This is a genomic window from Halobacterium hubeiense (genome assembly GCF_001488575.1).
Classification (GTDB): Archaea; Halobacteriota; Halobacteria; order Halobacteriales; family Halobacteriaceae; genus Halobacterium; species Halobacterium hubeiense.
The window spans coordinates 967,882-987,930 of record NZ_LN831302.1 but is presented as its reverse complement, the minus strand read 5'-3'; the positions used below and the strand labels follow the sequence as shown (position 1 = coordinate 987,930).

22 protein-coding genes are annotated in these 20,049 nt (G+C 69.5%); 9 read left to right on the top strand and 13 right to left on the bottom strand.

Going from position 1 to position 20,049, the window contains the following annotated elements; translation table 11 throughout:
- Nucleotides 1-22 precede the first annotated feature (22 nt).
- Genes HHUB_RS05095 through HHUB_RS05070 form a run of 6 tightly spaced genes read right to left on the bottom strand, consistent with a single transcriptional unit; the run spans nucleotide 23 to nucleotide 5,343 of the window.
- Nucleotides 23-865, bottom strand: coding sequence for an MBL fold metallo-hydrolase (locus tag HHUB_RS05095; protein ID WP_059056510.1), 843 nt, complete (start codon nucleotides 863-865; stop codon nucleotides 23-25).
- Between the two features lie 56 nt (nucleotides 866-921).
- Nucleotides 922-1,320: a YlbF family regulator gene (locus HHUB_RS05090; protein WP_059056509.1), complete on the bottom strand. Its 399-nt coding sequence runs from the start codon at nucleotides 1,318-1,320 to the stop codon at nucleotides 922-924.
- Nucleotides 1,321-1,370: 50 nt separating this feature from the next.
- Nucleotides 1,371-2,183 carry an ABC transporter permease gene (locus tag HHUB_RS05085; protein WP_059056508.1) on the bottom strand — a complete coding sequence of 271 codons (813 nt, stop codon included), beginning with the start codon at nucleotides 2,181-2,183 and terminating at the stop codon, nucleotides 1,371-1,373.
- Nucleotides 2,176-3,084, bottom strand: a complete 909-nt coding sequence (locus HHUB_RS05080) for an ABC transporter permease (protein ID WP_082687176.1) — start codon at nucleotides 3,082-3,084, stop codon at nucleotides 2,176-2,178. Before HHUB_RS05080 ends, HHUB_RS05085 begins: the two co-directional genes overlap by 8 nt.
- Nucleotides 3,084-4,214 carry an ABC transporter ATP-binding protein gene (locus tag HHUB_RS05075; protein WP_059056507.1) on the bottom strand — a complete coding sequence of 377 codons (1,131 nt, stop codon included), beginning with the start codon at nucleotides 4,212-4,214 and terminating at the stop codon, nucleotides 3,084-3,086. Before HHUB_RS05075 ends, HHUB_RS05080 begins: the two co-directional genes overlap by 1 nt.
- 4 nt (nucleotides 4,215-4,218) lie before the next feature.
- Nucleotides 4,219-5,343, bottom strand: coding sequence for an ABC transporter substrate-binding protein (locus tag HHUB_RS05070; protein WP_059056506.1), 1,125 nt, complete (start codon nucleotides 5,341-5,343; stop codon nucleotides 4,219-4,221).
- 161 nt (nucleotides 5,344-5,504) lie between these two features.
- Between HHUB_RS05070 and dph2 the strand changes: the two genes are divergently transcribed.
- Nucleotides 5,505-6,542 carry a diphthamide biosynthesis enzyme Dph2 gene (gene dph2, locus HHUB_RS05065; protein ID WP_059056505.1) on the top strand — a complete coding sequence of 346 codons (1,038 nt, stop codon included), beginning with the start codon at nucleotides 5,505-5,507 and terminating at the stop codon, nucleotides 6,540-6,542.
- 2 nt (nucleotides 6,543-6,544) lie between these two features.
- On the opposite strand, the gene HHUB_RS05060 is transcribed toward dph2, so the two are convergent.
- Nucleotides 6,545-8,764, bottom strand: a complete 2,220-nt coding sequence (locus HHUB_RS05060; RefSeq protein WP_059056504.1) for a PAS domain S-box protein — start codon at nucleotides 8,762-8,764, stop codon at nucleotides 6,545-6,547.
- A 112-nt stretch (nucleotides 8,765-8,876) separates the two neighbouring features.
- Here HHUB_RS05060 and HHUB_RS05055 point away from each other — a divergent pair, with 112 nt between their 5' ends.
- Both HHUB_RS05055 and HHUB_RS05050 read left to right on the top strand, forming a co-directional pair.
- On the top strand, nucleotides 8,877-9,263 hold the full coding sequence (locus HHUB_RS05055) for a hypothetical protein (RefSeq protein ID WP_059056503.1): 387 nt from the start codon (nucleotides 8,877-8,879) through the stop codon (nucleotides 9,261-9,263).
- Nucleotides 9,264-9,317: 54 nt separating this feature from the next.
- Nucleotides 9,318-9,938: an METTL5 family protein gene (locus tag HHUB_RS05050; RefSeq protein WP_059056502.1), complete on the top strand. Its 621-nt coding sequence runs from the start codon at nucleotides 9,318-9,320 to the stop codon at nucleotides 9,936-9,938.
- On the opposite strand, the gene HHUB_RS05045 is transcribed toward HHUB_RS05050, so the two are convergent.
- Nucleotides 9,929-11,698 carry a rhomboid family intramembrane serine protease gene (locus HHUB_RS05045; RefSeq protein ID WP_059056501.1) on the bottom strand — a complete coding sequence of 590 codons (1,770 nt, stop codon included), beginning with the start codon at nucleotides 11,696-11,698 and terminating at the stop codon, nucleotides 9,929-9,931. The genes HHUB_RS05050 and HHUB_RS05045 overlap by 10 nt on opposite strands.
- Before the next feature lie 92 nt (nucleotides 11,699-11,790).
- On the opposite strand from HHUB_RS05045, the gene HHUB_RS05040 reads away from it, so the two are divergent.
- Complete coding sequence (locus HHUB_RS05040) at nucleotides 11,791-12,075, top strand: DNA-directed RNA polymerase subunit L (protein ID WP_059056500.1); 285 nt, start codon at nucleotides 11,791-11,793, stop codon at nucleotides 12,073-12,075.
- Here HHUB_RS05040 and HHUB_RS05035 read toward each other — a convergent pair.
- Both HHUB_RS05035 and hisF read right to left on the bottom strand, forming a co-directional pair.
- Nucleotides 12,072-12,476 carry a hypothetical protein gene (locus HHUB_RS05035; protein ID WP_143416413.1) on the bottom strand — a complete coding sequence of 135 codons (405 nt, stop codon included), beginning with the start codon at nucleotides 12,474-12,476 and terminating at the stop codon, nucleotides 12,072-12,074. The two genes, HHUB_RS05040 and HHUB_RS05035, sit on opposite strands and share 4 nt — an antisense overlap.
- 99 nt (nucleotides 12,477-12,575) lie before the next feature.
- On the bottom strand, nucleotides 12,576-13,385 hold the full coding sequence (gene hisF, locus HHUB_RS05030) for an imidazole glycerol phosphate synthase subunit HisF (protein WP_059056498.1): 810 nt from the start codon (nucleotides 13,383-13,385) through the stop codon (nucleotides 12,576-12,578).
- Nucleotides 13,386-13,459: 74 nt separating this feature from the next.
- Between hisF and HHUB_RS05025 the strand changes: the two genes are divergently transcribed.
- A complete protein-coding gene (locus HHUB_RS05025; protein ID WP_059056497.1) occupies nucleotides 13,460-13,894 on the top strand; it encodes a universal stress protein in 435 nt (144 codons plus the stop codon).
- Between the two features lie 45 nt (nucleotides 13,895-13,939).
- Nucleotides 13,940-14,080, top strand: coding sequence for a DUF7550 family protein (locus HHUB_RS17030; RefSeq protein WP_169793391.1), 141 nt, complete (start codon nucleotides 13,940-13,942; stop codon nucleotides 14,078-14,080).
- Here the strand turns inward: HHUB_RS17030 and purL are convergent.
- Nucleotides 14,077-16,203, bottom strand: a complete 2,127-nt coding sequence (gene purL / locus HHUB_RS05020; RefSeq protein ID WP_059056496.1) for a phosphoribosylformylglycinamidine synthase subunit PurL — start codon at nucleotides 16,201-16,203, stop codon at nucleotides 14,077-14,079. The genes HHUB_RS17030 and purL overlap by 4 nt on opposite strands.
- 130 nt (nucleotides 16,204-16,333) lie before the next feature.
- On the opposite strand from purL, the gene HHUB_RS05015 reads away from it, so the two are divergent.
- Nucleotides 16,334-17,017 (top strand): PHP domain-containing protein, encoded by a 684-nt coding sequence (locus HHUB_RS05015; RefSeq protein WP_059056495.1) that lies wholly within the window; start codon nucleotides 16,334-16,336, stop codon nucleotides 17,015-17,017.
- A 3-nt stretch (nucleotides 17,018-17,020) separates the two neighbouring features.
- Complete coding sequence (locus HHUB_RS05010; RefSeq protein ID WP_082687174.1) at nucleotides 17,021-18,148, top strand: asparagine synthase C-terminal domain-containing protein; 1,128 nt, start codon at nucleotides 17,021-17,023, stop codon at nucleotides 18,146-18,148.
- On the opposite strand, the gene HHUB_RS05005 is transcribed toward HHUB_RS05010, so the two are convergent.
- The gene (locus tag HHUB_RS05005) at nucleotides 18,149-18,619 is read right to left on the bottom strand and encodes an NUDIX hydrolase (protein WP_059056494.1); all 471 of its coding nucleotides are present in this window, start codon (nucleotides 18,617-18,619) and stop codon (nucleotides 18,149-18,151) included.
- Between the two features lie 172 nt (nucleotides 18,620-18,791).
- Here HHUB_RS05005 and HHUB_RS05000 point away from each other — a divergent pair, with 172 nt between their 5' ends.
- The gene (locus HHUB_RS05000) at nucleotides 18,792-18,995 is read left to right on the top strand and encodes a heavy-metal-associated domain-containing protein (protein ID WP_059056493.1); all 204 of its coding nucleotides are present in this window, start codon (nucleotides 18,792-18,794) and stop codon (nucleotides 18,993-18,995) included.
- A 19-nt stretch (nucleotides 18,996-19,014) separates the two neighbouring features.
- Here HHUB_RS05000 and HHUB_RS04995 read toward each other — a convergent pair whose 3' ends face one another.
- Complete coding sequence (locus tag HHUB_RS04995) at nucleotides 19,015-19,998, bottom strand: transcription initiation factor IIB (RefSeq protein ID WP_059056492.1); 984 nt, start codon at nucleotides 19,996-19,998, stop codon at nucleotides 19,015-19,017.
- Nucleotides 19,999-20,049: the final 51 nt, after the last annotated feature.

Sequence of the window (20,049 nt, the reverse complement as noted above, 5' to 3'; positions counted from 1 at the left end):
ACCCGCCGACTCTCGGCGCCAGTTACTCGCCTGTCACGTCCACGCGGTCGCCGATTTCCACGACCTCCAGCCGGCGCGGGTGCGTGAAGCTCTTGGCGTGGTGGTGGAGGACTTTCGGGTCCGCCGTCAGGCCCTTCCACATGTCCCAGTGGGAGGGCAGCAGGCGGTCGACCTGCAGGTCGCTGGCGGCCTCCACAATCTGGTTCTCGTCGTTGTACCAGCGCGTGCGCTTCGGCTCCCGGGTCTCCTTGTCCGGGACGTTGCCGACCGTGCCGAACGCCATGATACCGAGGTCGATGTCGTATTCGCTGCCGACGCGCGCGAACTCGTCGCTGGGCTTGGTGTCGCCGCCGTGGAAAATCGTGCCAGCGTCGTGCTCGACGACGTACGAGACGGGATGGGTGGCGTCGGGGTCGTGGGCGGGTTCGACGTGGACCGTGAACTCGCCGACCTCGAAGCTGTCCCCTTCCTCGATTTCGTTGTACTGGGCGGTGTCCACGGCGTAGTTGTCGTCCCACGCCTCCTCGCCGCGCGCGACCGCCACGGAGTCGTCGGGCGCGTAGAACTGCGCGCCCGTCTCCGCGAGAATCGGCGCCTGACTCGGGCCGTGGACGTGGTCGACGTGCTCGTGGGTGGCGAGCACGGCGTCGGCCTCGGTGACGTCCCGCGGGTCGAACGGCACCGGAATCATCCGAATCGTGCGCGGCGGGTCACCCGTCCCGAGGTAGGGGTCGATGAACAGCGTCGTCCCGTCCTCGCCCTTCAGCACGAAGCCGTTGCAACCCAGATACCAGACCGCGACGCCGTCGGGGTTCGCCGCCTCGATTGCCGTCGGCAGCCAGTCGCCCCAATCGGAGTGGACCATACTGGCGAGTCACTCGCGTCGCCCCCTAAGCGTTCGGGGTTCGGTCGCAGAAACAGTCAGTCCTGACAGCACGCGCCGGACTCGCCGACGAAGTCGACGTCCAGCGGCTCCGAGATGAGGTCGTTGAGGAACTCGAACTTGGCTTCCAGTTCGTCCTGCGCGTCGAGGTGCTCGGCCATCACCGGGTGGTCGTGGAGGCGCTTCTGGGCGTCCTCGACCTTCTTGGCGTCCTCCTGGGTGGCGTCGCCGGTCTGACGCGCGAGCATGAACTCCTGGCGGAGGTCCTCGAACTCGCTGATGCGCTCCTGTACTTCCTCGCTTTCCTCGACGGCGGCCTTCGTCTCCTCGTAGCGCTGGTACTCGGGGGACTGCTCGATGGCTTCGCCGAGCTGGCGCGCGATGTCGTCGGCGTTCGCGGTGCCGGTCGTGGCCGCGGAGTCGGAGTCGACGCTCATGTCTCGGGGTTCGGGTTCGGGCGGTTTGAAGCTGCCGGAAGCGGGGGCGGCTACAGCTGTTCGGCCAGCCACTCGAGGTTCATCACGGCCGCCGAGAGCAACACGCCGACGATGGACGCGAGCACGAGGAACGCGGAGACGACGCTGACCATCGGCGTGAGCGAGGACTGGAGGGAGGTCCACGCGAGCACGGGGACGGTCTGGACCTCGAAGGACTTCAGGAACAGCGCCATGATGAACTCCTGGAGGCTGACGATGAACGCCACGACCGTCGAGATGACGACGCCGCTGCGGACGTTCGGCAGGGTGACGTGGTAGAAGACGCGGCCGGGTCGCGCGCCGAGGTCCATGCCGGCGTCCCGGAGATTCCAGTCGAAGCGCGCGAACACCGACTGCATGATGAAGAACACGAGCGGCGTCGCCCAGAGGGCGTGCGCGACGACGATGTTGACGTAGCTGTTCGTGAGCCCGATGCGGTTGAAGTAGATGAGGAGGGTGAGCCCGAGTACGACCGGCGGGATGAGCAGCGGCAGCAGGACGATCGGCGGGAGGACGCGGGACGCCCACGAGTCCGACCGCTGGACGGCCAGCGACCCGGTGACGCCGAGGACGGTGGCGAGCAGGGACGAACCGACGCCGATGAGGACGCTGTCCCGAACCGCGCTCAGCCACTCCTCACTTCCGAGGAACGTCGCGTACCACTCGAGCGTGAAGCCGCTCGGCGGGAACGTCAGGTACGACGACTGCTGGAACGACGTCACGAAGACGACGACGATGGGGAGCATGAGCACGGCGAGCACGAGCCAGTAGCCCGCGCGGAACAGGACGTCCTCGACCCGCTCGCGGGAGACAGCCTCAGACATCCTGGACACCCCCGATAGAGCCGGTGAGCAGGCGAATCACCGCGAGCGACGACGCGAGCATCGCGGCCAGCATCAGGAGGGCGAACGCCGCGCCGACCGGCCAGTTGAAGTTCGTGAGCATGAGGTTCCCGATTTCCATGGCGAACGTCGTCTGCGAGCCCGTCCCGAGCTGGGAGGGCGCCGCGTACGCGCCGACGCTCCACGCGAACGAGACGACCGTCGCGACCGCGACCCCGGGGAGTACCTCGGGGAGGACGACCTCGGCGAACGACCGCGGCCGGGACGCGCCGAGGTCCCGTGCGGCTTCGACGACGTCCCAGTCCAGCGTCGACAGCACGCTGTAGATTGCGAGGACGGCGTACGGGAAGACGATGTACACTTGGCCGACGACGGTGCCGAACAGCGACGGCGCGAACTGGATTCGGCTCCCGATGAGTCCCGCCGAGAGCAGCAAGTCGTTGAGGACGCCGTTCGGCGCGAGCAGCGGCCGCCACGCGTACGTCTTCACGACCAGCGTCGTCAGCAGCGGGAGGATAATCGAGAACAGCAGAATCGACTTCGTCAAGCCGTCCGCGCGGTAGGCGGCGTACGCGTAGAACAACGCGAGCGCCACCGCGACGACCGTCGCGATGACGCCGAGCTTGAACGAGAACAGTATCATCTGCTGGTAGAGGTCCGACGCGAGGATGTCGCCGTACGCGGCGAGCGTCCACCCGGTCTCGTAGAACCCCGTCTCCGGCTGGGCGTTGAAGCTCATCCGCACGAGGATGAGGAAGGGCACGACGAAGAACACCAGCTCGAATGCCGCGAGCGGCGCGAGCAGGAACACCGACGTGGAGTCCCTGCGCTTGATGCGTTCGCCGAACCACGCGAACATCGACTCGTCGGCCAGCGCCCCCATCACGACCCACCTCGCCCGACGCGTTCACCCGCCGAGAAGACGAGCAAGTCCGCGGGGTCCCACGAGACGACGACCGGTTCGCCGACCTCGAAGTCCGACTGGTCCCCGACGCTCTGCTCGAAGAAGACGCTCGTCTCCCCGATTTCGACGTAGAACCGGACCGACGAACCGCGGTAGAGGACGTCCGTGATGGTACCCTCGAGGGAGGTCGTCACGTCCTCGGACGCGACCGCGGCGGACTGCCCGCCGTCGGCGGCGGCCCGGGAGACGTCGAGTTCCTCCGGTCGGAACGAGATGGTCAGCGGGTCGCCGGCGGCGACGTCGCCGCCCGCCGTCGGTACCTCGATGGACTCGTCGAATTCGGTGGCTGCGACGACGCCGCCGTCGATTTCGGACTCGACGCGCGCGTCCACGAGGTTCGTGTCGCCGAGGAACTCCTCGACGAACAGGCTCACGGGGTCGTCGTAGACCTCCCGCGGCTCGCCGACCTGTTCGACGTCGCCGTCGTTCATGATGGCGATGCTGTCCGCGAGCGTGAACGCCTCGTTCTGGTCGTGGGTAACGTGGACGAACGTCGTCTCGACCTCGTCGTGGATGTTGCGGAGCTCGAGCTGCATCTGCTCGCGCAGCCGCTTGTCGAGGTTCGACAGCGGCTCGTCGAGCAGGAGGACGTCCGGTTCGATGGCCAGCGACCGCGCGAGCGCGACGCGCTGCTTCTGACCGCCGGAGAGGTCCTCGGGGTCGGCGTCCGCGAACTCCCCCATCTCGACGACGTCGAGGACGTCGCGGGCGCGCTCGCGGCGTGCGGCCTCGCCGACGCCGTCCATCTTCAAGCCGAACGCGACGTTCTCGATGACGCTCTTGTGCGGGAACAGCGCCCACGACTGGAACACCATCGAGGTGTCCCGCTCGTACGGCGGCTCGTCGGTGACGCGGTCGTCGCCGATGTAGACGTCGCCGTCGGTCGGCGTCTCGAGGCCGCCGAGCATCCGCAGGGTCGTGGACTTCCCGCAGCCTGACGGCCCGAGCAGGCACAGTAGCTCGCCGTCGTCTACGTCGAGGTCGAGGCCGTCCACGGCAGTCAGGTCGCCGTACTCCTTGGTCAGGTCGGCGAGTGTGACGGAAGCCATCGGCTTACTGGTTTTTCATCTGCTTGAACTTGTTCGAGAACTGCTCGGAGTAGGGCGCGACTTCCTCCCACTGCGGAATCGACCACTGCTCGGCCTCCTCGGCGGTGGTCGGGAGGTACTGCGCGAGGTCGTCGGGGTAGGACATCCCCGACGTGGTGAAGAACAGCGGGTGGTCTTCGGCCCACTTGCTCTGAACTTCGGGGTCGAGGAGCATGTTGATGAACTCCTCGCCGAGCTGGCGCTTGTCCGTGCCGCGGACGACCGCCCAGTTGTTCATCCAGCCGGCGTTCTGCTCGGGCATCGCGAACTCGACGTTCGGGTGGTCCTCCATGTCGTAGTAGACCTGGTCGAAGTACCACTGTGCGGCGTCGACGATGCCGTTCTGGAACTGCTGCCAGACGTCCGTCCCGGAGGACGCCCACCCCTCGATGGGCCACGCTTCGATGGTGTCCATGAGCGCGTCGTGGTGCTGTTCTTCGTAGAGTTCCTGTGCGCCGGGTGCGGCGTCCGTGCCGACGCCGGCGGCCAGCAGCGGATAGATCCAGAACCCGGAGTCGACGCCGACGCCGTTAGATTGCTGGACGACGAAGCTGGTGAAGTCACTCCAGGTCTCCACGGGCTCCTCGAGGTCCGTGTTGTAGAGGATGCTCAGCGGCGCGCCGTCGACGGGGGCGCCGTGGGAGTACGGACGGATGTCCTTGTAGTGCTGAATGACGTTGTCGATGTTCGGGATGTGGTCCTCGTACCGGAGCTCCTCGAAGAGGTCCTGCGACCGGCCGTTGTAGTAGATGGGTTCGCATGCGACCGTCACGTCGAACGGCGGGTCGTCGGCGGGCGCTGACTTGATCTTCGCGAGCAGCGAGTTCCACCCGGAGACCAACTCGAGCTCGGCGTCGAACCGGGACTCGAAGATGGGACGGATGGCTTCCTCGAAGCGCTCGACGTAGTTGCCGCTCCAGACTGTAACGCGGAGCGTCTGCGGTCCGCCGCTATCGCCGAGCATCCCTGTGCAGCCCGCGAGCGCGCTCGCACCGGCGGTCCCGGCCGCACCGAGGAACGCTCGGCGGCTCGCAGAGCTGTGTCTAGTGTCTCGATTCTCGCCCGTGTTGTCCAGGCCGTTGCCTGACATACCCGGGCTCAAACGAAGTGCGACATAAAACAGTGATGGCATCAACACTCCTCCATGAGAGTCCACAACAAGGATTTTCGGGCGTCTCGCTCCGTCTGGTGTCGTGGCGGTAGCGGGGGGAAACGCCGACGTTAAACGGCGTGACTCCGTACGCCGCTGTAATGAGTCACGAAGAGACGCGTTCGGCGGGAGACCTCCGGAACACCGGACTCTCCCTGAAACACGACCGGACGTGGGACTACGAACTCGACCGCATCGTGGAGGCGGTCGAGGAGCGCGACGCGGAGAAGGTCGGCCTGCAGTTCCCCGAGGGACTGAAGCGCAGCGCACCCGGGGTCGCCGACGACCTCCGGAAGCTCCTCCCCGACGACACGCGCGTGCTGATTTCGGGGCAGCCGTGTTACGGCGCCTGCGACCTCGACACGTACATGATGCGGCGGACGGACGTCTTCGTCCACTTCGGGCACTCCCCGATGAAGGAGTCCGAGAAGATCATCTACGTGCCGCTGTTCTCGAACGTCGACGTCGAGCCCATCATGGAGCAGTCCCTCGAGAAGCTGGAGGTCGGGGACGTCGGGCTCGTCACGACCGCCCAGCACATGAACCTCTTCCCGGAGATGAAAGAGTGGCTGACCGAGCGCGGCTTCGAGGTCCACACGCGGAAAGGCGACGACCGCCTCACTCACGAGGGGCAGGTGCTGGGCTGTAACTACGCGAGCGCGGACATCGACGCCGACCAGGTGCTGTACGTCGGCGGCGGGAAGTTCCACCCGCTCGGGCTCGCGATGGAGCACCCCGAGAAGAAGGTCGTCATCGCCGACCCCGTGAACAACTCCGTCTCAGTCGCGGACACCGAGAAGTTCCTCAAGCAGCGCTACGCCACCGTCCACAAGGCGATGGACGCCGAGAAGTGGGGCGTCATCTTCTGCACGAAAATCGGGCAGGGGCGCTGGGACCAGGCCAACGAGATCGTGGAGAACAACGACAACGCCTACCTCATCACGATGGACGAGGTGACGCCGGACCGCCTCCGGAACTTCGACATGGACGCGTTCGTGAACACGGGCTGTCCGCGCATAACGACCGACGACGGCCCGCAGTTCCACAAGCCGATGCTGACCCCCGGCGAGTACGAGATTGCGGTGGGCAACAAGCCCCTCGACGAGCTCTCGTTCGACACGTTCCACGGCACCTGGTAGCGCTATTCTGCGGTTTCGACGCCCGTAATATCGAATCGCGTGCCGCCCGCCTCGCCGTCGGTCACTTCGACGCTCCAGCCGTGGGCGTCGACGAGTTCCGCGACGATGCTGAGGCCGAGCCCGGTGCCGTCGTCGGTCGTCGAGTAGGCGTACTCGAAGACGCGCTCGCGGTCGCCGTCCGGGATGCCGCGGCCGTCGTCCTCGACGTAGAACCCCGACCCGTCCGCGAGGTCGCCGACGCGGACCGTCACGCAGTCCTCCGGCGGGTTCTCGGCGGCGTGTTCGACCGAGTTCCGGAAGAGGTTCTCCAGTAGCTGGGCGAGGCGGCCTTCGTCGGCGCGCACCGTCAGCCCCGAGTCCGCGACGAGCGTCGCCGTCTCCGTCTCCACGGTCGCCCACGCGCGTTCGGCGGCGGCGTCCAGCCGCACGTCGTCGAGGTCGGTCGCGGTCCGGCCGTGCCGCGCGAGCGCGAGGACGTCGTCGATGAGCGTGCGCATCCGATCGTGGGCGTCCGCGACCGTCTGGAGGCGGTCGCTGTCGCGGCGCTCGCGGACGAGTTCGAGGTTCCCCTCCGCGACGTTCAGGGGGTTACGGAGGTCGTGGCTGAGGATGTCCGCGAACTCCTCTAAGCGGTCGCGCTCGCGGCGGAGCGCGCGCTCGCGCTCCTTGAACTCCGTGACGTCCCGGGTGACGCCGACGAGGTGCGTGACCTCGCCGTCGACGACGACCGGCGAGACGGTGCCGGAGACGACGATGTCGCCGGCGGGGAACTCGAAGACCTCCTCGAACTGGACGGGCTCGCGGCGCTCGTAGCACTCGCGGTGGTACGACGTGGTCTGCTCGCCGAGGCCGCCGTCGAAGGCCTCCCGGCCGGTCTTCCCGATTATGTCTTCCGCGGAGAGCCCGCTCATCGCCTCGTGGGCGGGGTTGAGCTGGCGGTAGACGAACTCGGCGTCGTCGCCGTCCTCGACGACCTCCAGCAGGAACAGGCCGTCCTGCGCGTTCTCGAAGACGGTCTCGTACTGGCGTTTCAGCCGGCGGAGCTCGGCCTCGCGGGCCTCGCGCTCGCTGACGTCGCGGCTGATGGCGAGGAACTGGTGCTCGCCGGCGACCGCCAGCTTCGCGAGGTGGACTTCGACCGGGAACGTCGAGCCGTCCGCGCGCTCGAACTCGGCCTCGAAGCGGCGGACGTCGCCGCGCTCCATCGCGGACTCCATCTGGAGTACCGAGTCGCGGTCGGTCGTCGCGTCCACGTCCCAGACGGTCTTCCCGACGAGTTCGTCGTGCGCGTAGCCGAGTTCCTCGCAGATGCGCTCGTTAGCGTCGACGATGACGCCGTCGGCGTCGTGGATGTTCACCATGTCCGGGGAGTTCTCGAAGAGGGCTTCGAGGCGCTCGGTGTTGCGTTCGAGGCGGTGCTGGCGCTCGCGCTGCTGGGTGATGTCCGTGATGAACCCCTCGATGCCCCGCAGGTCGCCGTCGGCGTCGTAGATGCCGCGGCCGCGCTCCCAGACGTGCTTGCGGTTGCCACACCGCGTCCGGATGCGGTACGTGACCTCGAAGTGCTCGCCCGCGTCGAGGGCGTCCTGCACCGCGTCCCACGTCGCCTCGCGGTCGTCGGGGTGGATGATTTCCTCGCCCCAGACCACGTCGCCGGCTTCGAGCGTGGCCGCCGCGTAGCCCGTGAGCTGCTCGCACTCGCCGCCAACGTACTCCATCGGCCAGTCGGGTTCGTTCCGACACCGGTACACCATCCCGGGGAGGTTGCTGATGAGTGTTTCGAGGCGGCGGTTCCGCTCGTCGAGGGCGCGCTCCGAGCGGCGTTTCTCGACGGCGTTCTCCACGCGGTTCGCGAGCACCGCGTACTGCTCGGTGCCGGTCTCCTTCTGGAGGTAGTCGGTGACGCCGGCGGAAATCGCGTCGCTGGCGACCTCCTCGCTGCCCTTCCCGGTGAAGAGGACGAACGGGAGGTCGGGATTGTCTTCGCGGACGGCTTCGAGGAACTCGATGCCGTTCTGCTCGGGCATGTCGTAGTCGGAGACCACGCAGTCGTAGTCCCGCGCGGCGAGGCGGTCGAGCGCGTCCGTCGTGCTGGTCACCGTCGTGACGTCGAGGCGCGCGTTGACGCGTTCGAGGTACGTGCTGGCGAGGTCGCCGAACGCGTCGTCGTCCACGTGGAGGACGCGTATCGACCCGCCCGTCGCGGTCGTCCCGGCGGCCATGGGCCCACATCGGGCCGTCTCAGCAAATAACGACGGGGTCGCCCCCAGCCGAGAAATTACTACTGGACATTAGCAAAGCTTTTTGTATTTCCCCCATGTATGTGTGAGCAAGATGAGCACGTCACGCCGAACCAGCCCCACCGAGGGCTGTCGCCCCACCGACTCCACTCCCGTCACCGTCGACGCGGACACCATCGCAGACGCGTCCCGCGAGGACCTCCGCGCGCTCGCCGACGACCTCGCCGACGAGGGCTACGTCCCCGCCGAGGTCGCCGCCGACGCCGCCTTCGACGAGGACTGCTCGCTTGCCACCCAGCGCGAGGCCGACCGCCTCCGCGAGCTCGTCGAGAACGCCGCGTTCCTCGGCGCGAACCGCCTCACCGTCGACGTCCGGGAGGCCGCCGCCCCCGAGAAGGTCCGCCCCGCGCTCTCCGCGGTCGCCGAGCGCGCGCGCCGCGACGGTCTCGTCGTCGATGTCGACGGCCTCTCGCTGAACTGACGTTCTCTCTTTCGTGACGGAGCTTTCTTCGCCCCCGGAGCCCTCGGCCCGGGCATGAAGCGCGCGCTCGAACGGCGCCTCTCGGCGGTCGAAGGGTTCCGCGACCCGAGCGCCGCGCTCGAACAGTACCCGACGCCCGCGGCCCTCGCCGCCCACCTCCTCCACCTCGCGGACCTCCACGGCGACATCGCCGGCCGCACCGTCGCGGACCTCGGCACCGGCACCGGGATGCTCGCGCTCGGCGCCGCCACCCGCGAGCCCGAGCGCGTCCTCGCGGTCGAGCGCGACCCGGCCGCGCTCGCTGTCGCCCGCGAGAACGAACCGCGCGTCGAACCACCGGTCGGCGTCGATTGGCTGCTCGGGGACGCGACGCGGCCGCCGCTGGCGGAGGTAGATACGGTCGTGATGAATCCGCCGTTCGGCGCGCAGCGCGGCAGCGAGCACGCCGACCGCGCGTTCCTCGCCGCGACCGCCGAAGTCGCGGGCGTCTCCTACTCCGTGCACAACGCCGGCAGCAAGTCGTTCGTGGAGTCGTTCGCCGCCGACGAGGGCGGCGAAGTCACGCACGCGTTCGCCGCCGAGTTCGACGTCGAACGGCAGTTCGAGTTCCACACCAGCGAGCGCGAAGCGCTGGACGTCGAAGTCTTCCGCATCGAGTGGGCGGGCTACTCGTAGGTCTCCGGGCTGGCGATGCTGACGGTGGTGTTCCCGTACTCGGCGAACACCCGGCTGCCGTTCCGCACGAACGTCAGGCCGCCCGCGTCCGCGGTCTCGTTCCGACCGGGAATCCCCGTCGAGTCCACGACTGTCTCGTTGCGCAACACGTCGAGGTCGAAGCCGCCGCTCGACGACGTCACGCGCACCTGTCGGCCGGCGACGACGGGCGCGGCCGTGGCGTTCCCGGAGCTGTAGACGTGGCGCGTCTCGCCCTCGGGCGGCGTGACGTAGACGTTGTAGACGGCGCTGGCGCCCGCGGGCACCCAGCCGCGGCGGTGGACGCCGACGGACTCCTTCCAGCCGACGCCGCCGACCGTGACTGACTGGTCGCCGTAGAAGCCGAGTCTGCTCGCGCTCACCTCCTCGGTCCAGACCTCGCGCTCGGGGCTGGCGACGATGACGCCGCTGGCGGTGACGTTCGTCGCCTGCGAGAAGTACGGGAGGTCCACGCCCGCGACGCGCTCGTTGGTGACGTCCTCGGCGTAAGTCACCTCGTAGCCGCGGACCTCCACGGGGTCGCCGGGGAGGTCGGCGTCCGCGACGGTGGTGAGGTTCACCGGCACGGCGACCATCGACATCGTCACGACGGGCAACAGCAACACGAGGAACGCGACCTTCCGCGTGGACACGTCGCGGACCAGCGTGGTCGCGTCGGCGCGCACGGCCGCGGTGAGGACGATGGCGAGCGCGGCGACCAGCAGCACGCCGAGCGCGCGGAACAGCACGTACTCGTCGGCGGCGCCGTACCACCACACCGCCCACAGCGACATCGACGCCGCGAGCACGACCGCGCCGAACCAGATGCGGGCCGCCGACGGCCGGTTCTCGCGGCGGACGACGAGCGCGGCGGCGAGCACGGCGCCGACGAGGAACCCGAACATGTGGCCCTGCACGGAGACGCCCGCCCACCACGGCGTCGAGAACGACGACGACGCGGAGGCGTACGTGATGGGGTCGTGGACGACCGTCCACAGCAGCGACAGCACCTCGCGGACCGACACCGCGAGCACGGTCGCCAGCGGGAAGCGCACGAGCGCGAAGCCGGCGAACGCGTAGACGACGCCGGAGAAGCCGATGGTCGCGCCCCACGAGAACACGCCGGTCAGCAGGCCGACCGCGAGGACGACCCCCGGGAAGACGACGAGCGCGCGGACGTGGGGGTTCGTGCGAAGCGACCCGAACGAGGACTGGCCGCGCTCGGTCGGGTAGTGGGAGAACGCGTACTCCGCCAGCGGCGCGAGCGCGACGGTCGCGACGAGGTTCCCCGTGACGTGGCCGAGGCTGGCGTGCGCGAACGCCGACGTGACGATGCCCAGCGGGTAGAAGTACGACCACGAGACGAACGGCACGACCAGCGGCGAGCCCGCGGCGCCGAACTGCACGACCAGGTAGAACGCGGCGACGCCGGCGACGACCAGAAGCGTCCCCCACGGAATCCCGAACAGGAGCCGACCGCGAACGCGGCGGACGGCGGCACGGCCTTCGCCGACCGACAGCACGGCGATGCCGGTCGCGACGAAGGTGACGACGGCCGCGTACGCGGCGGCCGTCCAGGCGTCGAGCGTTCCCAGCGCCGCCGCGGCGGCGATACCGACGAGCACGGCGACGGGCGCGGCGCGCGCGAGCGACGAGAACCGACGGAACCGCGGCACCGCGGCGGTCACCGCGAGGAGGGCCAGCGTGGTCGCGGCGACGACGACCACCGGCGAGACGTTCATACCTCTACGTGGCTGGCCCCGGCGGCATAAACAGTCCGCCCGCGAGCCGTCGCTTCGAAACGTTGAAACGCGCCACGAGCGAACCTACGCGCATGGACCTGCGGGTTATCGAGAAGGGAGACGCGGAACTCACTATCGAGATTGCCGGGGAGGACCACACGTTCATGAACGGGCTGAAGGGCTCGCTCCTCGAGACCGAGGGCGTCGCCGCGGCCTCGTACGACATGAACCCCGAGCAGTCCGGCGGGCAGACCGAGCCGGTGCTCACCATCAAGACCGAGGACGGCACCGACCCCCTCGACGCGCTGCAGTCGGCGGCCGAGCGGATGGGCGACGAGCTCCGCGACTTCGCGGACGCGTTCGAGGCGGCGGCTTAACCGAGGACGACCGACAGCTCGAAGCGCCGCCCGCCGAACTCGAAGGCCGGGTCCGGGCTGCGCTCGGCGAGCGCTTCGACGTGTTCTTCGAGGGCGACGCGGCGCCCGGACTGCGTGCGGACGCGGACGCTCTCGGTGTCCGCGCCGAAGTACGCGACCGCGTTCTGTATCTCCGGCATCGACAGCACGTCCGTGAGCGACAGCTGCGTGGCGTCGGCGTCGCTGTCGGTCAACACGAGGTACGTCGGCTGTACTCCCCCACTGGTGTGCGAGAGGTTCACGAACCGCGCGGAGTCGCATTCGACGGCTTCCACCGCCGAACGCCCCGGGTCGAGCGGTCCGTCGGCCGAGCACTGGGCCGTTCCCGGGTCCCCCGACCCGGGTGCGCCAGAGTGAGACATGTCCTCAATGTGTTGTACTTCGGTGATAAATCATTCGCAGCATCAACGAGCGGCGAGCGCAAGCGTTGCCGAGAAACCGTAGATGGGCGCGTTACGCCGTCAGCGGCGGACCGGGACGCCGTGGTCGTCGAGGTACTGCTTGGTCTCCTCGATGCTGTACTCCCCGTAGTGAAAAATCGAGGCCGCGAGCGCGGCGTCCGCGCCCGCGTCGAAGGCGTCCACCATGTCCTGTGGCGACCCGCAGCCCGAGGAGGCGATGACTGGCGTCGAGACGGCGTCGCAGACCGCCCCCGTCAGCGGCAGGTCGTAGCCGTCCTTCGTGCCGTCGGCGTCGATGGAGTTCACGAACAGCTCGCCAGCGCCGCGCTCCTCCGCCTCGCGCGCCCACTCGACGACGTCGCGGCCGGTCCCCTCGCGGCCGCCCTTCACGGTCGCCTCGAACCAGCAGGACTCGCCATCGACCTGCTCGTAGTGCTCGCCCTGTTCGTCGTAGCGCCGGCGCGCGTCCACGCTGATGACGATGCACTGGTTGCCGAACGCCTTCGCGCCCTCCGTGATGAGCTCGGGGCGTTCGAGCGCGCCCGTGTTGATGGAAACCTTGTCGGCGCCCGCGCGCAGCGTCTCCTTGATGTCGGCCTTCTCGCGGATGCCGCCGCCGACGGTCAGCGGGATGAACACCTCGTCGGCGACGCGCTCGACGGTCTCCAGCATCGTCGCGCGGCCCTCCGCGCTCGCGGTGATGTCGAGGAAGACGAACTCGTCGGCGCCCGCTTCGTTGTACCGTTTCGCCATCTCCACGGGGTCGCCCGTGTACTCGAGGTCCTCGAAGTTCACGCCCGTGTAGACGGCGGCGTTCCCGTCGTCGTCTAAGTCGACGTCGACGCACGGGATGACGCGCTTGGTCAGCATAGTTCGCAGTTCGCGGGAGCCTCCGATAGTGGTTTCGTCTCCGGCATCCAACGACCGGCCGTGAGGGATACGTCATGACGTACGTCGTCGCGTTCGACGACTCGCCGCTCTCGCGGGCCGCGCTCGGCCGCGCGGTCGCGTTCTCGGGAGCGACCGACGAGTCTGTCGTCGCGGTCACCGCGATTCCCCGGGACACCGAGACGGCGCGCGAGCGCGGCTGGCTGGGGGGCAGCGAGTCGTTCAGCGTCGAACAGGTCGCACAGAATCTCACCGAGCGCGTGGCCGACGCTGACCCGGGCGTCGAGTTCGCGTATCGGGTGGTGGACAAGTACGCGCCCCGCGGCCGCGTGAGCCGCGAGGTCCGCGAACTCGCCGTCGAACGCGACGCGACCGTCGTGTTCATCGGCAGCGACAACGCCGGCCGGATGGTCGGGGGCATCACGTCGGTCGGACAGAACGTCTCCGCGGACGACCGCTACGACGTCCACATCGTCCGCCACGTGGACTGACGCGGGTTCGGTACTGCCAAGTAGGCCCCCACCCAATCGCCGCGCATGACAGACGACCACGCTCACGACGACTCGGGCCGCGTCACCGCACCGATGCAGGAGTTCTCCACGGGACAGGTCGGCACCGGCTTCCTCGTTCTGCTGGTCGGCCTCGCGGTGGCGTACCTCGTGCCGGCGTTCCTCTAGTCCAGTTCGCGTTCGAGGACGCGGCGCGCGTCCACGATTTCTTCGAAGCCGTAGTCCACGACTTCGCCAGCCACAGCGACGGACAGCGCGCCGTCGCCGGTCGCCTCGCCGAGGTCGACGACCGGCGCGTCCACCGCGTCGCGGAGCGCCGTGGCGTCCGTGGTCTCCACGACCGCGCGCCCCGGCGCCTCCGAGAACAGCGCGCCGACGCTCGGCACGTCTACCGCGACGCCCGCGTCCTCGCCGACCATCTCGGCGAGCGTGACCGCGAGCCCGCCGTCGCTGACGTCGTGGACGGCGAGCGTCGCGTCGTGGGTCGCCGCCGCGCGGACCGCCGCGACGCCGTCGTCGGCCACGTCGGGGAACGGCGCCCTCCCGTCGAACTGCGCGAGGTACTCGCTCCCGCCGAGCGTCTCGTCGTGGCCGCCGACGAGCACGAGGTCGCCGTCGCCCACGGTGGCCATCCCGGGCGCGTCGTAGCCCTGCCGGACGCCGAGCATCGCGAGCGTCGGCGTCGGCGGCACCGGCCCCGCGGCGGAGTCGTTGTAGAGGCTGACGTTCCCGCCGACGACCGGCGCGTCCACCGCGCGACAGCCGTCCGCGAGCCCGTCCACGGCCGCCGCGAACCCGCCGTAGACGTCGGGCTTCTCGGGATTGCCGCCGTTCAGGCAGTCCACCGCCGCGAGCGGCTCCGCGCCGACGGCCGCGAGGTTCGTCGCGTTCTCCACGGCGGTCGCGTACGCGCCGCGGTACGGCGACGCGTCGGTCCAGTTCGGGTTCGCGCCAGCGGAGAACGCCAGCGCCACCTCGCCGTCGGCGGCCGGGAGCGTCAGCGCGTCGGCGGCCGGGAGCGTCAGCGCGGCGGCGTCCTCGCCGGGCCGCCGGAGCGTCCGGTTGCCGACCTCGTGGTCGTACTGGCGGTACACCCAGCGCTTGCTCGCAGTGTTCGGGCTCGACAGCACCGCGTCGAACGCCTTGCCAACGGAGACGTCCGGCAGGTCCGTCTCCGGCTCGCTGGGCTCCTCGCGTTCGAGGTCGTTCATCGGCGCGCCGTCCGCGAGGAACTCCGCGGGGGCATCGACGACTGTTTCCCCTTCAAATTCACAGACGTAGTTCCCGTCCGTCACTTCGCCGATGACCGAGCAGCCGAGGTCGAAGCGCTCCGCGATTTCCCGCACGCGCTCGACGTCCTCGGGGCGGACCTCGTAGCACATCCGCTCCTGGGACTCCGCGAGCAGAATTTCGAGCGCGTTCATATTCGGCTCGCGCTGGTGGACCGCCCCCAGGTCGATGCGCGCGCCGAGGCCGCCCTGCGCGACCATCTCAGAGGACGCGCCGCCCAGCCCCGCCGCGCCGAGGTCGCGGGCTGCCATCACGAGGTCCTCGTCGACGAGCGCCTCGTTGGCCTCCACGAGCAGTTTCTCCGTGTACGGGTCGCCGACCTGCACCGCGGGCCGGTCCTCCGTCTCGGCGTCCTCCGCGAGGTCCTCGCTGGCGAAGCTCGCGCCGCCGAGGCCGTCGCGGCCGGTCGCGTTCCCGACGAGCACGAGCTTGTTCCCGGGCTCGTTGGCGGCCGCCGTCACGAGCCGGTCCTCGGTGACGAGGCCGACGCACGCGACGTTCACGAGCGGGTTCCCTTCGTAGCCGTCGTGGAACTGCGTGCTCCCCGTGACGGTAGGGACGCCGATGGCGTTCCCGTAGTCGCTGATGCCCTCCACGACGCCGTCGAGGAGGTACCGAGAGTGGTCCCGGTCGAAGCCGCCGAAGTACAGCGCGTCCGCGAGCGCGACGGGGTACGCGCCCATCGAGAGCGTGTCGCGGACGATGCCGCCGACGCCCGTCGCGGCGCCATCGTAGGGGTCCACGTAGGAGGGGTGGTTGTGGCTCTCGACGCCGAACGTCACGAGCTGGTCCGTGCCGGGGACCGACACCACGGCGGCGTCGTCGCCCGGCCCGACGACCACGTCGTCGCTGTCGGTGGTGAACGCGGACAAAAGCGGCCGGGAGGAGCGGTACGCGCAGTGCTCGCTCCAGAGGTTCTCGAACAGCGCGGCCTCCGCCCGCGTCGGGTCCCGTCCCAGTTCTGCTTCGACGAGGCGTCGGTCCGAGTCGGCGAGTGGCATTCACCTTCGTGGTCCTTCTGCGAGCGTTTAGTCGTTTCTATATGCACAGACGTGAACAGTCTCGGTCGGAGCTCCCGCCCGACGTTTCCGGACCGGGGCGCTTTTGCCCACCCCCGCGTAATCTGGAGGCGTGCTTTCCGTCGAACTCCACGCGCACTCCGAGCTCTCCTACGACGGCCGCGACCCCGTCGAGATGCTCTTAGAGCAGGCGCGGGCGGTGGGGCTCGACGCGCTCGCTGTCACCGACCACGACGAAATCGACGCGAGCCTGCGGGCCGCCGACCTCGCCGAGGAGTACGGGCTCGTCGGCATCCCGGGGATGGAGGTGACCAGCGCCGACGGCCACGTCCTCGCCATCGGCGTCGAGGAGGCGGTGCCGTCGGGCGAGCCGTTCGTGGACACGCTCGACGCGATTCGCGACCGCGGCGGCATCGCCATCGTCCCCCACCCGTTCCAGTCCTCGCGCAGCGGCGTCGCGCCGAACGTCTCCACGGCGACGCTCGCCTCCGCGGACGCCATCGAGGTGTACAACTCGCGGCTGCTCACGGGCCGCGCGAACCGCAAAGCCGAGCGGTTCGCGCGCAGCCACAACCGCCCGATGACCGCGGGCAGCGACGCCCACATCGCGGAGATGGTGGGGCAGGCGGTGACGCGCGTCGGCGCCGACGAGCGCTCGCTGGAGGCCATCCTCGACGCCATCCGCGACGGGCGGACGAGCGTCGAGGGCAAGCGCACGCCGTGGCACATCAGCTTCCGGCAGGCCGCCGGCGGTGCGAAGCGCCGCGTGAAGAACCGCCTCGCGGAGTTCTTCTGAGGGATGGACGACGCGCTCGCCGCGACCGTCCGCCGCGCGCTCGACGAGAGCGACCCGCTCCCGGGCACGTACGGCTTCGCGGGCGAACTGCCGGACGGCCGGCTCGTCCGCGACGTGCTGGGGCGCGACCGCTGTTACTACGACGGCGACGCGTGGAGCCGCGACCCCGACGACCTCGCGGACCCGACGCTGCTGCCCGCGGGCCACGTCCGCGAGGACGGCGAGACGCGGCGCGCGTGGCGACTCCCGGACCCGCCCGCGAGCCACGACGACCCGGTGAGGAGCGTCCGGGGCGCGCTCGACGAGGCGCTCGACGTGCCGAGCGACGACCTCGCGGTGGCGTTCTCCGGCGGCGTGGACTCCGCGCTCGTCGCCGCGGAACTGGACGCGCCGCTGTACGTCGTCGGCTACGAGGGCTGCGCGGACATCGAAGCAGCCCGGGAGTCCGCGGCCGCGATGGGGCGCGCCGACGACCTGCGCGTCCACGAGGTGACGCTGGACGACATCGAGGCCGCGGTCCCCGAGGTGGCGCGCGCCATCGGCCGCACGAACGCGATGGACGTCCAGATTGCGCTCCCCCTCTACCTCGTCGCCGAGCGAGTCGCCAGCGACGGCTTCTCGCGGCTCGCGCTCGGGCAGGGCGCGGACGAACTGTTCGGCGGCTACGCGAAGGTCGCGGCCGCGCCCGACGACCCGCGGACGGACGCGGACACGATTCGGGGCGCGCGCCGCGAAGTCCTAGAGACGCTGCCCGAACAGCTAGAGCGGGACACGCGAGCGATTCGCGCGGCGGGCGTCGAGCCCGTGACGCCGCTGCTCCACGACGACGTGGTGCGCGCCGCGCTGGAACTCCCCGAGGAGTGGCTGGTCGCCGGGGAGACGCGGAAGCGCGCGCTCCGGGAGGCGGCCCGCGAGCGACTCCCGGACGCGGTCTGCGCCCGCGAGAAGAAGGCCGTCCAGTACGGCAGTCTCGTCGCGCGCGAGGTCGACCGGCTCGCCCGGCAGGCCGGATTCAAGCGCCGGATGGACGACCACGTCACGAAGTACGTCCAGAGCCGTGTGGACGACCGAAGGGAGTCCACAGACAGTGCGAGCGGGGAGCGGAGCGAACCCGTGAGCCGGCTGGACTGACTACGCCTCGCTGGCGGCCTCGATGGCCTCCAGCGCGATTTGAACGGTGTCGGCGTCGAGGTCGCTGTCGCGGAGGTCGTCGGGGTCGTACCACGCCCACGCCTCCGGGCCGGCTTCGCCGTCCGCGGGGTCGATGTCTCGGGAGGGCACGGTCGCGAAGTAGACGTGGTCGATGTGCTGGTGGCCGACCGTGCCGTCCTCGTGGACGTTGATGTCGTAACAGAGCTGGTAGCGCGGCGACGGCAGCGCGAAGCCGTCGGGCGCGGGAACCTCGGGTGCCTCGCCGAGCAGCGTCGGCTCCAAGCTGGTCTCCTCCTCGACTTCGCGTTTGCCCGCTTCGTGCGGGAGTTCGTCGCGGTCCACGTGGCCGCCCGGCGGAATCGTGAGGCCGAGGCGGTCGTGCTCGTGGAGCGCGGTGGCGCCGTCGTTGACGACGTAGACGGTCGCCGTGAAGTGGCGGGTCGTCTCCATGCGGGCGAGGAGGTGCGACGCGCTCAAATCGGTTCGGGTCTCGGTCGCGGGAGGCCGCCGACACTAGTCGGTAACTACTCCGACAGAACGCGTATTCGGGCCGTCGCCGACTGTCCGCGTGTGTCCAATCACTCAGACCGACTGGCGACGGGCGGACGCGGGGTGACGGCCCGTGTCGAATAGCCGCGCGGAGTTCACGGTGTCGAAGGACGCCGACGGCGAGACCATCGAGGACGCACTCCACGAGCGGGAGGGCGTCCAGTTGGCGGCGTTCGACCCGGAGACCGGGCTCGTGGAGGTCCGGCACGGCGAGGCGCTGATATCGACGGAGGAAATCGAGTCGACGGTCCGCGAACTGGGCTACGACGTGGAGTAGCGGCCCCGGGAGGCGTCGGTCACGCCTCGACGTTCGTCTCGCCGCCGGCTTCCAGAATCTCGTGGTAGCGGTTGCGGATGGTGACCTCGCTGACGTTCGCGATGTCGCTGACCTGGCTCTGCGTGATGCGCTCGTCCACGAGGAGGCTGGCGGCGTACACCGCGGCGGCCGCGAGGCCGACCGGCGACTTCCCGGAGTAGAGGCCGGCGTCCTCGGCGCTCTCTAGGAGGTCGCGGGCGCGGCGCTCGACCTCGTCGGAGAGCCCGAGGTCCGAGCAGAACCGCGGGACGTAGCTGGCCGGGTCGGTCGGCGCGACTTCGAGGCCGAGCTCGCGGGCGACGTACCGGTAGGTGCGCGCGATTTCGTCGCGCTCGACGCGGCTGACGTTCGCCACCTCGTCGAGACTCCGCGGGGTGCCGGCCTGCCGGGCGGCCGCGTACAGCGCGCTGGTGGCGACGCCCTCGATGGAGCGGCCGGGGAGGAGGTCCTCATCGAGCGCGCGGCGGTAAATCACGGACGCAGTCTCCCGGACGTTCTTCGGGAGGCCGAGCGCGGAGGCCATCCGCTCGATTTCGCCGAGCGCCTGCTTCAGATTGCGCTCCTTCGAGGTTCGCGTGCGGAAGCGCTCGTTCCACTTGCGGAGGCGCTGCATCTTCTGTCGCTGCCGGCCGGAGAGGGTGTTGCCGTAGGCGTCCTTGTCCTGCCAGCCGATGTTCGTCGACAGCCCCTTGTCGTGCATCAGATTCGTGGTGGGGGCACCGACGCGGCTCTTCTGGTCGTTCTCCTCGCTGCCGAACGCGCGCCACTCGGGGCCGCGGTCGATGCTGTCCTCCTCGACCACGAGACCGCAGTCCTCGCAGACGGTCTCCCCGCGCTCCTCGTCGACGGTGAGGCGACCGCCGCACTCCGGGCACTGGAGGTCGGCGTCCGCGTCTTCGCGCTCGTCTTCGCTCTCGCTCTCGGCGTCTTCGCGCGTTTCGCGGGTTCGCGTGTTGTCACTCATGGGGGCTGTGGGCGGGTTCTGTGGTCCTGAGAACGTCGGATACGTGTGGAG